The organism is Kitasatospora sp. NPDC052868 (genome assembly GCF_044547105.1).
GTDB lineage: Bacteria > Actinomycetota > Actinomycetes > Streptomycetales > Streptomycetaceae > Kitasatospora.
In genome coordinates this window covers 168,378-181,286 of record NZ_JBITZW010000004.1, presented here as the reverse complement: position 1 = coordinate 181,286, position 12,909 = coordinate 168,378, and the positions used below count along the sequence as shown (strand labels likewise).

Below are 12,909 nucleotides of genomic sequence, written 5' to 3'. Positions count from 1 at the left end.
GCCGGAGGCCGCAATTTCCGGGCTGCCAGGGCGTCTTGGAAATTGGCGTGGACGCGGATCCTTGTTACTGTCTAAAGAGTCCGGTCGCTGGTGCATCCCCCGTCGCCAGCGGCCGGATCTTTTGTTTTCCGGGCGGGCGTTCCCGACCGGCCGGATCGGCGGCCCGATCGGTGGCCCGATCACGGACCCGGTCACCGGCTTGACCGACAGCCAGGCGCCCGGCCCGATCAACAGCGCCGCGATCAACACCGCCGCGATCAACAGCGCCGCGATCAATACCGGCGAACGCCCCGGGCCGGCTGCCCGGGACGTTCGTCGGAATCGAACCGCGGGATCAGTACGAGCGGCCGCCGTCCAGTTGCACCGTCGCCTCGACCAACTCACCCAGCAGCGGCCCGACCTGGGGCAGCCACACCCCGCCGTCCGCCGCCGGGCGCGGCGCCAGCACCCAGCGCACCCGGGCGCCGGAGCCGCCGGGCGGCAGCGGCAGGAAGCCGCCCTGTCCGTGATAGCGCAACGAGCCCGGCACCCAAGGCTGTTGGGAGAGCATCTCGCCGAGCGCATCCAGTGAGTAGGGGGCGACCAGCAGGGCGTAGCGGCCCGGCAGCGCCAGCACCGGTCCGAGCGGCAGCCGCAGCGCGCCCAGGTAGGCGATCGCCCGGGCGCCGGCCGCCGCGGGCAGGCTGACCGCCGAGACGGCCCCGCCGGTGGCCGCCAGGACCGGCGCGTCCGGGCTCTGCCGCTCCCACCACCAGCGGACCATCCGGGCGTCGGTGGTCGCCGCGAGCAGCGGCGGGTCGTACGGGTGGGCGCCGGGGACGGGGCAGTCCGGGTCGCCGCAGGAGCAGCCGTCGGCTCTCAGCAGCGCGCCGGGGACCACGGGCCAGCGATGGTCGACGGCGGCGGCCAGGGCCGCAGCCAGCCGGGCGGCCCGGGCCGTCGATCGGCCCTTCGGGTTCTCACGCATGGCGCTCGTTCCTTTCCGTGACCGCTCGGGTCGCTCCGGGCCCACCGGCGCACCGCGGGGGAAACGCCGCGCGGGCCGCAGGGGAGGCACGGGCATGGCGGACGCCGTGACAGGCATGGCGAGGCATGACGGACATGGCGGGCGTGACAGGCATCGCGGGGCATGGCGGGCATGGCGAACATGGAGCACGGTGTGGTGCACGACATGAAAAGGACCGCAGATCAGAACAGCCCTGGGACGAGAATCCCGCATGCGACCGGATGGACGCCGCCCGGGCGCGATTGGTTCCACCGTACGAGTGAGTGACTTCCGGCCAGCCCGGCCGAGGAGCGGCGAAAGCATACGATCCGGGCGGCCGCCGGACCCGTCCTCACGGTTCTGCCCGTTCTCGGCCGCTCCATGCCCCCGCCGTCGGCCGGGGCGTGCGCGGCCCCCGGGCGCGCCCCCGACGGGTTCCGGAGGGAGGCGGAACCGGCCACCAGCGCCGTCTCGGATCTGGACATGCCCCGAATGGCCTGTGTAGAAGTGGTGGCATTGCTGACGATCAATGACGAGTAGTAGCGAATCCAGGCGAAACACGCCGTTCGGCCGCGCTCGCTCCGATCGGCCGTACCCGGGGGGTTCCGCATGACCCGTACCACCGCGTCAGGAGTGGCGGCATGACCGAGTCCCACCCATCGTCGACGCCCTCGGATCCGGCCGAGAGCGGTTCCTCCAGCGGGCTCTCGGTGCTGGACCCGCCGGGCTTCCCCGGCCCGGCCTCCGGCCCCGGCGAGGAGCAGCACCCCGACGGCCGCAGTGCACCCCCGGCCGGGGTGCAGGACCGTTTGGCCGGACGGCTGTCCGATTTCACCAGCCTGTACGCGCACACCGAACAGCTCGCCCGCACCCGCGGGCTCGCGGCCGCCCTGGACACCGTCCTGGCGTCCGGCTCCGCGCTGCTCGGGGCCCGCCGGGCGCTGCTGGTCACCGCGCTGCCCGGCGGCGGGCCCAGCCAGCCGATCGGCCTCGGCCTGGACCGCGCCAGCCTCGGCGCGCTGGAGACGGTGCCCCCGGAGCAGAGCCTGGTCGCCAGGCTGCTGCGCGAGCACGACCGGCCCGTCCAGCTGCAGTCCCGCGACCTCGCCGACGACCCCGCCATCGGCACCCGGCTGCGCGAGCTGGCCGGGCACCTCGGCCTCGGCGGCTGCTACGGCCTGCCGCTCGCCACCGAGGAGGACGGGCCGCTGGCCGCCGCCCTCTGGTTCTACGACGAACCCGCCGAGCCCACCGAGCGCCAGCGCGAGCTGGCCCGCCGGTACTGCGGGGTCGCCGCGCCCCTGCTGGCCAAGCAGCTGGACGCGGAGAAGGTCCGGCGCACCACCGAGGCGCTGCGCCGCGGCCTGCTGCCGGACCGGCTCCCGCAGCTCGCCGGGCTGCGGCTGGCCGCCCGGCTCGACCCGGCCGGTCTGGACGACTCGGTCGGCAGCGACTGGTACGACGCCATCCCGCTGCCGGACGGCACGGTCGGGCTGACCGTCGGCAGCGTCTCCGGGGACGGCCCGGGCGCCGGCCCCGGCAGTGCCCCGGGCGCGGCCGCCGCGATGGGCCGGGTCCGGGCGGCGCTGCGCGCCTACGCCGTCCTGGAGGGCGAGGACCCGGTCTCCGTCCTCGGCGACCTGGAGCTGCTGCTGAAGACCACCGAGCCGGCCCGCAGCGCCACCGCCGTCTACGCCTGGGTGGAGCCGGAGGAGCGCCGGATCACCCTGGCCGGGGCCGGGCACTGCCCGCCGGTGCTGGTCGGCCGGTACGGCGCCGAGTTCGTGGAGACCTCGCTCTCCGCGCCGCTCGGCATGCTGTCCTGCTGGGAGGCCCCGGGAGTCGAGCTGACCGCCGGGCGCGGCGACACCCTGCTGCTCTACACCGAGGGCCTGGCCCGCCGCTGCGGCCCGACCCTGCACGCCGGGCAGGCCAACCTGCGCCGGGCCGCCGCCGACGCCCCGCGCGACGTGCGGATCGACCCGGACCGGCTCTGCGCCCACCTGCTGGCCGTCTGCCCGGACCGCGGCACCGGCCCGGCCACCGACGACCTGACGGTGCTCGCCGCCCGCTTCGAGTAGCCGCTGTCATGACCCCGCAGGGGTCGGCGGCCGGGCGTCCGTACCATGGACGCACGGCCGCCCACGCGCGTCGCGATCCGACGCGTCCGGGGCGGCAAGACTCGCAAGGAGGCGACGTACGTGACCGAGGACCGTAGCCCGGCGGTGGCCGAGAACCCCGAGGCGGCCGGGGGCGACGAGGAACCGAAGTTCAGGGGCGGCCGCAGGAACGGCCTCTACTCCGAGGTCTCCGAGGAACTCGCCGCCTCGATGAAGTCCGGCTGGGCCGACACCGAGCTGCGCGGTCTCGAGCCCATCGCCCAGGCCCCGTACACCGCCGAGCGCCGTGCCAGGCTCTCCGCCGCCTTCCCCGGCGAGCGCCTGGTGGTCCCGGCCGGCAACCTGCGGGTGCGCTGCAACGACACCGACTACGACTTCCGTGCCGCCAGCGAGTACGTGCACCTCACCGGCGACCAGACCGAGGACGCGGTGCTGGTCGCGGAGCCCACCGGCGACAGCGGCCACAGCTTCGGCCTCTACCTGCTGCCCCGCTCCAACCGCGAGAACGGCGAGTTCTGGCTGGACGGCTACGGCGAGCTGTGGGTCGGCCGCCGGCACAGCCTGGCCGAGTCCGAGCTGCTGCTCGGCCTGCCCGCCCGGGACGTCCGCAAGGCCGCCGAGGAGCTGGCCGCGCTGGCCGCGTCCGGCGGTGCGCCGACCCGGATCGTGCGCGGCTACGACGCCGGTCTGGAGGGCGCCCTCGCGGACGTCCTCGACGCGGACCGGGACGCCGAGCTGAAGGAGTTCCTGAGCGGCCTGCGGCTGGTCAAGGACGAGTGGGAGATCGGCGAGATGCGCGCCGCCTGCGCCGCCACCGTCAAGGGCTTCACGGACGTGGTCCGCGAGCTGGGGCAGGCCGTCGCCACGTCCGAGCGCTGGATCGAGGGCACCTTCTGGCGCCGCGCCCGGGTCGAGGGCAACGACGTCGGCTACGGCTCCATCGCCGCCGCCGGCCCGCACGCCACCACCCTGCACTGGGTGCGCAACGACGGCGACGTCCGCCCCGGCGAGCTGCTGCTGCTGGACGCCGGCGTGGAGACGCACTCCCTCTACACCGCCGACGTCACCCGCACCCTGCCGATCGACGGCCGGTTCAACGACCTGCAGCGCAGGATCTACCAGGCCGTGTACGAGTCCCAGGAGGCCGGCATCGCGGCGGTGCGGCCGGGCGCCCGGTTCCGCGACTTCCACGAGGCCTCGCAGCGCGTCCTCACCGAGCACCTGCTCGCCTGGGGCCTGCTGGACGCCTCGGCGTACGACGTGGAGAAGGTCCTGGAGCTGGGCCTCCAGCGCCGCTGGACCCTGCACGGCACCGGCCACATGCTCGGCCTGGACGTCCACGACTGCGCCCACTCCCGCACCGAGGAGCACGTCGACGCCCTGCTGGTCCCCGGCATGGTGCTCACCGTCGAGCCCGGCCTGTACTTCCAGCAGGACGACCTGACCGTGCCCGAGGAGTACCGCGGCATCGGCGTCCGGATCGAGGACGACATCCTGGTGACCGCCGACGGCAACGAGAACCTCTCGGCCGGCCTGCCGCGCCGCGCGGAGGACGTCGAGGCCTGGATGGCCTCGCTCGCCTGAGCCCGGACCAAGGCTTGTTCCGGAGCAGCCGAACGGGCCCGGTCCCCCTCCTGGAGAGGGGGCCGGGCCCGCGGCAGCATGCGCGAGCGGATCCGCCGCGCTACTTGGTGACCCGCACCGGGGTGCTGCGCTCGCCGATCACCACCAGCTCCTTGGTGCCGTCGTAGGGCAGCGTCGCCTGGGCCGTGACCGGCATGACCCCGGCCCCGTTCGCGCCCGCCAGCGTCATCCGGTACTTGACCGTCCTGCTCTGGCCCGGCGCCAGCGGGAACAAGGCGTCCTTGCCCAGCGCCGCGTAGTCCATGCCACCGCCCGGCGCGATCGGCAGGGGCTTCCAGACGGTGCCGTCCAGACGCTCCAGCCTGCCTTCGTTGATCGGCACCACGTCGGCGGGCGTACCCGCGTACTCCTCGGTGAAGACCAGCGGCTGCACCGAGGCGTAGGTGCTCTGGCTGCTGTTCTTGAACGTCACGGAGAAGGACACCGCCGGGCCGTTGTTCACGACCTGCTGGCCCGTGGTCAGGCCCTCGAAGGTGATGGCGATGTCGCTCTGGTTCGGCTTCAGCACCGGCGCCTGGCGGCTGCTCAGGTCCATGGTGTCCAGGATCGACACCAGGCCTGCCTGGAGCTCGGGCTTGAGCCCGACCGCGGAGAGGAAGACCTGGTCGTTCGGCAGGCCCCAGAGCTGTGCGGTGAAGTTCTCCTTGGCGTTGCAGGAGACCTGCCACTGGGTCTTGCGGACGGCCCGGCCGGCCACGATGTCCCTGGTGCGCACCGGGGTGCCGACGGCCTTCAGCTGGTCGGCGGCGCCGACCGTGTGCGGGTTGCCCCAGACCGGGCAGTACGGCTGGGAGCCCCAGCCGGAGTCCGAGTCGAGGGCCCCGATCGAGGGCCAGTTGCCGTGCTCCACCTCCTCCGCCGTGTTGTAGGAGGTCAGCTGGGCGCCGTACGGCGCGCAGTCGGCGAACTTCGCCGACTGCGGCGCTCCGGGGGCCAGCAGGCAGATCGCGTTGCGGCCCGGCGCGTCGTCCGCTGCGAGCCGCCAGCCGGCCGGGATCTGGAACTTCACCCCGCGGAAGGTGTGCGGGGTCGCGGGCGAGAGCGGCGGGGTGGTGGAGGAGGACGCGGTCGGGCTGGTACTCCCGGAGGACGTCGGGGCCACGAGCGCCCCCGGGTCCCCGGTCGTGGCGGCGGTGGGGCCGGCGGTCGGGCTCGGGCCCACCGTCGGCTCGGCCGTCGGGCTCGCGGTCGGGCCGGGGGTCGGCTCGGCGGTCGGGCTCGGGCTGGCGCTCAGGGTCGCGGCCGGGTTCGGCGAGCGGTCCTGGTCGGCCACGGTGTCGGCGCGGAAGTTGAGCAGCCCGAACGCCAGCGCGGCGGCCAGGGCGAACATCGGCACGGCCGCCAGGTACACCGGCCGCAGCCTGCGCACCCGGCGGTTCGGCGGTTCGGCCGGGCGCAGGTCGTGCGCGGTGATCGACGAGGCCCGGGCGCTCATCGCCTCGCGGAGCAGCTGTTCCATCGGGGACTCGCCCGACCCGGCGCCGTCGCCGCCGTTGCGGCGGGGAAGCTTGTCGGTCATCGAACCTTCTCCAGGTGCTTTTCCAGAGCGTCCAGAGCCCGGCTGGCGGTGGACTTCACGGCACCCCGGGACAGTCCCAGGGTCTCGGCTATCTGCGCCTCCGACATGTCGGACCAGTAACGCAGTACCAGCACCTCGCGCTGGCGGGACGTCAGCTCCTGCATGGCGACCAGGACGCGCCGGTGCTCGTCGTTGAGTACGGCGTGGTCCTCGGCCGACGGTGCGTCGGCCTCGTGCGGCGGCACGTACTCGCGGGCGGTCTTGCGCCGGCGCAGCATCGACCGGGCGCCGTTGACCACCGAGGTCCGCAGGTACCCGAGCGCGTTGTCCAGGTCGTCGAGGTTCTCCCCGTGCCGCTGGTAGAGCTGGGTGAACGCCTCCTGCACGACGTCCTCGGCCAGGTCCTGGTGGTCGACCAGCAGGACCGCCATCCGGACCAGGCCGAGCCGGTGCGCATGGTAGAGGTCCGTCAGGGTGGGCCGTTCCTCGACGGGCTTGCGCCCGCCGCGAAGCAGCCGGAACCCCGAGCGGCGCTGCGCCGCCTCGTGTTCCGAACCCCGGCCGGCGACCACCTCGCCGGCCTCCTGCGCGCCGAACAGCAACCCGAGCAGCCCCGCGAGGGAGAAGCCGCGCCCCCTCGCAGGTCCCACAACCGGCCCGATGGCCATGGACATGTACGTTCTGCTTTCCCCCGGGACGGCACCCGCTGCGAACCGGGCCCGTCAGGACAAGTGATCAAGGTCGTGATCAGCGGGAATCATGTCAGTACAGGTCTCCCGACTGCCCCACCCCCCTTGCTTATGGACGTTCGGGGCGCCCCGGGGTTGCAGGTGGATTCGAAGAAACCGGCGATGGCCGGAACGGCTACACTCACCGGCATTCCGCCAGCCGCCACCCAGCCCGCGAGGGGACCTCATGGCCGACCAGCAGACGTCCGGGCCGGTGGCCGTCACGATCGGGCGCCGCCCGGAGCCGGTCCACGACGTCGCCGTGTACGCGTTCGACGGCATGACCCCCTTCGAACTCGGCGTGGTGGTCGAGGTCTTCGGGCTGGCCCGGCCGGAGCTGAGCGGACTGCTGGCCGCGCCCTGGTACGGGCTGAAGGTCTGCGCCGACCGGCCCGGCACCCCGCTGTCCTCGGTCGGCGGCTTCGAACTGACCGCCCGGCACGGCCTGGACGAACTCGCCGCCGCCGACACCGTGGTGGTCCCCGGCGTACCGAACGCCTTCGGCGGCGAGGTCTCCCCCGGTCTGGTCGCCGCCCTGCGCACCGCGCACGAGCGCGGCGCCCGGATCGTCTCGATCTGCTCCGGCGCCTTCGCGCTGGCCGCCGCCGGCCTGCTCGACGGCCGCGAGGCCACCACCCACTGGCGGTACGCCGACCTGCTCCGGCAGCGCCACCCCTCGGTGCGGGTCAACCCGGACGTGCTGTACGTGGACAGCGGGGACGTCCTGACCAGTGCCGGCAGCGCGGCCGGCATCGACCTCTGCCTGTACCTGGTCCGCCGGGACCACGGCGCCAGGGTGGCCAACAGCGTCGCCCGGCGCTTCGTGGTGCCGCCGCACCGGGACGGCGGCCAGGCCCAGTTCATCGAGGCGGCGGTCCGCCCGGTCGAGGAGGAGGACGACGGCATCGCCCGCAGCATGCAGTGGGCGATGGACCACCTGTCCGCCCCGCTGACCATCTCGCTGCTGGCCCGGGCCGCCCAGATGTCCGACCGCTCCTACCTGCGCCACTTCACCGCCCGCAACGGGACCAGCCCGATGCGCTGGGTCGTCACCCAGCGGGTCGCGGCCAGCCTGCCGCTGCTCGAAGCCCCGGGCGGCACGGTGGAGGAGGTGGCCTGCGCCGTCGGCTTCGAGAGCGCCGCGACCTTCCGCCACCACTTCGGCCGGGTGATGCGCACCTCCCCGACGGCCTACCGGCGCAGCTTCGGCCGCGGGGTGGCGTAGGCCGTCCGCACGGCCCGGCCCGGGACTTCGTCCGGAAGCGGCGCGGCCCGGGTCGGCGCCCCCGTACGGGGGTGCCGACCCGGGCCGTGCCGTCAGGCCTGCCCGCCGGTGCGGTGGTCCGCGTTGGCGAGGATGGCGTCGTGCAGCCACTGGGCCAGGCCCGGGGCGAGCTGCTCGTAGGTGGCGGTGAAACGCGGATCGGCGATGTACATCTGTGCGATACCGCGGTGGATCTCGAAGGTGCAGTCGTAGAAGTTGTCGGTGATGTGCCGGCGGTGGGCCTCGGCGAGGTCCATGGCCTCGGCACCGTCGGCGGGCCGACCGGCGGTGTGGGCCTCGACCAGACGCGCGTTGAGCTCGTCCATCTCGGCCTTGACCCGCTGCCAGTCGGCCTTGTCGTAGCCGCTGGTCCGGCTCTGGGACTGCGCCCAGGCCTCGGTGTCGCCCCAGCGCCGCTCGGCCTCGCCCTCCCACTCCTCGCGGTAGGACTCGCCGAAGATCTCGAACTTCTCCTCCGGGGTCAGCCTGATACCCATCTTCTGTGCCTCCATGGCGTGTTCGACGGCCGCGGCCAGGTCCTGGAGGTGCCTGATCCGGTCGCTCAGCAGACGGTGCTGGCGCCGCAGGTGTTCGCTCGGGCTCACCGAGTCGTCGTCCAGGACGGCCGCGATCTCCTCCAGGGGGAACCCGAGCTCGCGGTAGAACAGGATCCGCTGCAGCCGGTCGAGATCGGCGTCCTGGTACCGGCGGTAGCCGGCCGGGGTGCGGCCCCGGGGGGACAGCAGTCCGATCTCGTCGTAGTGGTGCAGGGCCCGGACGGTGACCTTGGCGGTCTTCGCCACCTCACCGACCGAGTAGCCGCCGCTGATGCTCATTCGGTCGCTCCCTTCTTGCTGACCACGACTCTCCCGCCTCCCGTTGCGTGAGGGTCAAGCCCAGTTTCACCGGCCCCGGCGGCCGCAGGGGTGCGCAGTCCCGTGCGAGTCTCCGAGCGGGCGTGCGCCGGGCGGCTCCGGGTTGGACGAAGCCGCCAATTGCCGGGCCCGGGCGGCGGCCGGGACCATGTCGGCTATGACCACGACCTCTGTGCCCCTGATCCGTCGGCTGGCCGCGGAGGCGGTCGGCACCGCGGCGCTGGCCGCCGTGGTGGTGGGCTCGGGCATCCGGGCGAGCGCGCTCAGCCCGGACGGCGGGGTGCGGTTCCTCGCCAACGTCGGGGCGTCCGCGCTGGCCCTGGTCGTGCTGATCGAGCTGTTCGGACCGGTCTCCGGCGGGCACCTCAACCCGCTGGTGTCGGCCGCCGACTGGTGGACCGGGCGGCGGTCCGGCGACGGTCTGACGCTGCGCGAGCTGGGCGGGTACGCGGGCGCGCAGCTGGCGGGCGCGGTCGCCGGGACGGGGCTGGCCAACGCGATGTTCGAGCGGTCCCTCGTCGAGCCCTCCGGGCAGGCGCGGGACGGCGCCGCGCTCTGGCTCGCCGAGGCGGTGGCCACCGGGGTCCTGCTGCTGGTGGTGTTCGGCCTGGCGGGCGGCGGGCGCGGGCGGCTGGTGCCGGCGGCGGTGGGGCTGTGGATCGGCGCCGCCTGCTGGGCCACCTCCTCGGGCAGCTTCGCCAATCCGGCGGTGACGCTCGGGCGCTCCCTGACCGACAGCTACACCGGGATCGCGCCCGGCTCCGTCCCGGGCTTCCTGCTGGCCCAGCTGGTCGGCGCGGTGGTCGGACTGGCCCTGGTGGCCCTGTTGTTCGGCCGGTCCGCCCGGAAGCCGGCGGTGCCGGACGACGCCCGGGACCTGGTGGCGGGGTAGCGGGGGGTCGCCGGCGGGACAGGGCAGGGTTTAGGCGCCCGCGCCGACCAGGGGGCGACCGGACAAGGGCAGGCCCTAAGCGCCCGCGCCGACCAGGGGGCGTTCGCGGCGGCGGGAGGTCCGGCCGTGGGCGCCGCCGCCCGCTCCGGCGCCCGGGCGCCGCGGCCGTTTGGTGGGCCAGAGCAGCACGTACGCCGCCGAGACGGCCACGAACGCGAGCCGGAGGAAGCCCCGCGCCGAGTCGGACGGGATCAGCAGCGTGCCGCCGTAGAGCGTGGCCAGCGCGATCCAGCTCCACCACGGCACCAGCCGCTTCTGGCCGACCGCGTCCCAGAGCAGCGTGCCGAGCAGGATCGAGGCGGAGTAGTAGGTGTAGACGCTGGGGTCGAGCAGGATCCGGGCGTCGGCGCCCAGCAGCACGACGGCGGGCCAGCGGCCGCGCCACACCGCCAGACTGCCCAGTCCCAGGCCCAGCGCGAACTGGGTCGGGCGGTCCCACCACGGCGTGGCCGGGTCGGTGACCCCGAACCAGCGCAGCGCGGAGGCCGGCTGGTTGGGGATGGTGAACTTGGCGGCGGCCATGGTGTCCAGGTTGCCCAGGTAGAACGGCAGCCAGGCGACGGCCACCAGCCCCGCGAACCAGAGCGCGGTACGCAGCCAGGCCGGCCGGGGCAGCGCGAGGATCAGCGGGGCGAAGGCCAGCGCCCAGGGCTTGGAGTCCACCGCCAGCGCCAGGTGGACGGCCACCATGGTGGACCGGCCCCGGCTGAGCGCGTGGGCGGCGAGGGTGGTGAAGAACAGCGCCAGCACGTCGTCCAGGTGCGCGAAGCGGACCGAGACCTCCACCCACATCGGGATGAACGCCAGCCCGGCGACCAGCAGCCGCTGTTGGAGCCGGCGGTGGTTGGTCCCGGTGCCCAGGTAGTACCAGGCGGCGGTGCGGCCGACCAGGACCAGCATCACCAGGCCGAGACCGGACATCGTCGCCTCGGCCAGGATCTGGCCGGTGTGGGCGGGGAAGGGGTCGAACAGCCGGGCGGCGGCCAGGCTGATCGGGCCGATCTGCAGCTCGGGGTGGTGGGCGTAGAGCGAGAGCCCGCCGTCGGACTGACCGCTGAACAGCAGTTCCTCGCCCTGGCGCAGATAGTGCCAGGAGAAGCCGCCGCTGGGCTCGACCAGCAGGAACCAGAGCACCGTCCAGGCGACCAGCAGCACGTGGTGTCTGCGGATCGGGGTGCCCGCGATCCGCCCCGTGGCGGCCCCGTAGTCGGTCGTACCCCGTGCCGAACGTGCTCCCCGCACCTGTGCGCCTCTTCCCGGCCGTTCCGCCCCCCTCCGGCCGGTCATCCTAAGCGATCGGGGAGAACGCGACGCGCCCCCCGGAGGTCCGGTGACCGGACCTCCGGGGGGCGCGTGACGGCGCTAAGCGCTACTGCTCCGGGGCGCTACTGCTCCGGCTTTGGCGCTCCGGGGCGTTGGTGCTCCGGGCTCAGCCGTGCTGGGCGGACTTGCGGCGACGCAGCACCACGAGGGTGCCGACACCGGCGGCCAGCACCGCGGCACCCGCGGCGGCGATGGTGGTGGTGTTGTCACCGCCACCGGTCTGGGCCAGGTCCTTGTCCGCGTTGTCGGCGGCGGCCTTCGCCTTGGTGACGCTGGCCGGGACGAGCTTCGGCGCGGGGACGGTCGGCACCGCCACCGGGAAGTCGATCGGCTGCTGGGCGGCGCTGCTGCTCACGGCCGGGGCCGGGGCGGAGGCCGACGCGCTCGGCGAGGTGGAGGCCGAGGGCGAGACCGCCGGGCCCGAGGTCACCGGGGTGGTCGGCGTGGTCGGGGCGGTCGGCTCCGTGCTGGCGGTCGGCGAGGCCGGGGCGCTGCTGGTGACCGTCGCGGAGGGCGAGGTGCTGGTGGTCGCGGTCGCCGTGGCGGAGGGCGAGGTGGACGCGGACGGGGAGGTGGACGCCGTCGGCGAGGTGGGCGAGGTCGGGGTGACGGTGGCGCTCGGCGAGGTGGTGGCGCTCGGCGAGTGGGTGGCCGTCGGGCTCGGCTTCGAGGTGGTGGGCTTCGAGGTGGTGGGCTTCGAGGTCGGGCTCGGCTTGCCGCCGCCGCCCTTGATGGTGAAGCCCGCGCCGCGGATCCCGTCGCAGCTGAAGTGGCCGTTGTCCACGGCCTCGTGGCTCTGGTCGTCGAGCTGCGCGGAGAAGACCACCGGCACCACGCCGGCCTTGCCGAGCGGGGCGCCCGCGGTGAAGGAGACCCGGACCTTGATGACGATGTTCTTGCCGCGGTTCACGCCGAGCAGGGCGTCGTCCGCGACGTTGCCGTCCGGGCCGACGCCGCCGAGCAGGGTCAGCACCGCGTCGTCGTCGGAGTCCCCGCCGCCGGGCGCCACCGAGCCGGTCAGCCACTGGCCGCCGGGCAGCTGGTACTCGACCTTGAGGTCCTTCGCCTCCAGGCTGCCCTCACGGTTCTTGAACTTGAGCAGCGGGATGAAGACGAAGTCGTGCTTGGTGGAGTTGTCGATCTTGAACGTGAACTCGCGGGCGTCGCCTCCGGCTATGAACGTGTCCGGCACGCCGTGCACGGACAGGTCGAGGTCCTGGCGCGCGGACTTGTCGGCCTGCGGCGCGACCGCGGCGGACGGGGAACCGGTGGTGCCGACGGCCAGGGCGCCCTGCGCGCCGGCCAGCACCAGGGAGGAGGCGAGCGCTGCGGTGCCGGCGAAGGCGAGGCTGCGACGGATGGTCATGGACAAGGGAGACCTCACGTGAGTGTCCGGGCGCGGCCCGGGAACGCGGCAGGGGCGTGGCTGTCCGGACAGCGATCCCCCCGCGGAAGCTGAAAGTCCGACGGAGACTACCGAACGATCCGGCCACTTTGGA

10 protein-coding genes are annotated in these 12,909 nt (G+C 74.0%); 4 read left to right on the top strand and 6 right to left on the bottom strand.

What is annotated here, in order from left to right; all coding sequences use genetic code 11:
- Positions 1 to 334: 334 nt before the first annotated feature.
- Positions 335 to 967, bottom strand: coding sequence for a bifunctional DNA primase/polymerase (locus ACIGZJ_RS09395; RefSeq protein WP_396456660.1), 633 nt, complete (start codon positions 965 to 967; stop codon positions 335 to 337).
- Positions 968 to 1,626: 659 nt separating this feature from the next.
- Here ACIGZJ_RS09395 and ACIGZJ_RS09390 point away from each other — a divergent pair.
- Positions 1,627 to 3,066: a PP2C family protein-serine/threonine phosphatase gene (locus ACIGZJ_RS09390; RefSeq protein WP_396456659.1), complete on the top strand. Its 1,440-nt coding sequence runs from the start codon at positions 1,627 to 1,629 to the stop codon at positions 3,064 to 3,066.
- 120 nt (positions 3,067 to 3,186) lie between these two features.
- Complete coding sequence (locus ACIGZJ_RS09385; protein ID WP_396456658.1) at positions 3,187 to 4,689, top strand: aminopeptidase P family protein; 1,503 nt, start codon at positions 3,187 to 3,189, stop codon at positions 4,687 to 4,689.
- Positions 4,690 to 4,789: 100 nt separating this feature from the next.
- Here the strand turns inward: ACIGZJ_RS09385 and ACIGZJ_RS09380 are convergent, their stop codons facing one another.
- On the bottom strand, positions 4,790 to 6,268 hold the full coding sequence (locus ACIGZJ_RS09380) for a hypothetical protein (RefSeq protein WP_396456657.1): 1,479 nt from the start codon (positions 6,266 to 6,268) through the stop codon (positions 4,790 to 4,792).
- On the bottom strand, positions 6,265 to 6,942 hold the full coding sequence (locus ACIGZJ_RS09375) for an RNA polymerase sigma factor (protein WP_396456656.1): 678 nt from the start codon (positions 6,940 to 6,942) through the stop codon (positions 6,265 to 6,267). Before ACIGZJ_RS09375 ends, ACIGZJ_RS09380 begins: the two co-directional genes overlap by 4 nt.
- A gap of 241 nt (positions 6,943 to 7,183) precedes the next feature.
- Between ACIGZJ_RS09375 and ACIGZJ_RS09370 the strand changes: the two genes are divergently transcribed.
- Positions 7,184 to 8,221, top strand: a complete 1,038-nt coding sequence (locus ACIGZJ_RS09370; RefSeq protein WP_396456655.1) for a helix-turn-helix domain-containing protein — start codon at positions 7,184 to 7,186, stop codon at positions 8,219 to 8,221.
- 92 nt (positions 8,222 to 8,313) lie between these two features.
- On the opposite strand, the gene ACIGZJ_RS09365 is transcribed toward ACIGZJ_RS09370, so the two are convergent.
- Positions 8,314 to 9,096, bottom strand: coding sequence for a MerR family transcriptional regulator (locus ACIGZJ_RS09365; RefSeq protein ID WP_396456654.1), 783 nt, complete (start codon positions 9,094 to 9,096; stop codon positions 8,314 to 8,316).
- 196 nt (positions 9,097 to 9,292) lie between these two features.
- Here ACIGZJ_RS09365 and ACIGZJ_RS09360 point away from each other — a divergent pair, with 196 nt between their 5' ends.
- The gene (locus ACIGZJ_RS09360; protein WP_396456653.1) at positions 9,293 to 10,027 is read left to right on the top strand and encodes an aquaporin; all 735 of its coding nucleotides are present in this window, start codon (positions 9,293 to 9,295) and stop codon (positions 10,025 to 10,027) included.
- 75 nt (positions 10,028 to 10,102) lie between these two features.
- On the opposite strand, the gene ACIGZJ_RS09355 is transcribed toward ACIGZJ_RS09360, so the two are convergent.
- Together ACIGZJ_RS09355 and ACIGZJ_RS09350 are read right to left on the bottom strand one after the other, a co-directional pair.
- Positions 10,103 to 11,329 carry a hypothetical protein gene (locus tag ACIGZJ_RS09355; protein WP_396456652.1) on the bottom strand — a complete coding sequence of 409 codons (1,227 nt, stop codon included), beginning with the start codon at positions 11,327 to 11,329 and terminating at the stop codon, positions 10,103 to 10,105.
- Between the two features lie 187 nt (positions 11,330 to 11,516).
- Positions 11,517 to 12,776 (bottom strand): LAETG motif-containing sortase-dependent surface protein, encoded by a 1,260-nt coding sequence (locus tag ACIGZJ_RS09350; RefSeq protein WP_396456651.1) that lies wholly within the window; start codon positions 12,774 to 12,776, stop codon positions 11,517 to 11,519.
- Positions 12,777 to 12,909 lie beyond the last annotated feature (133 nt).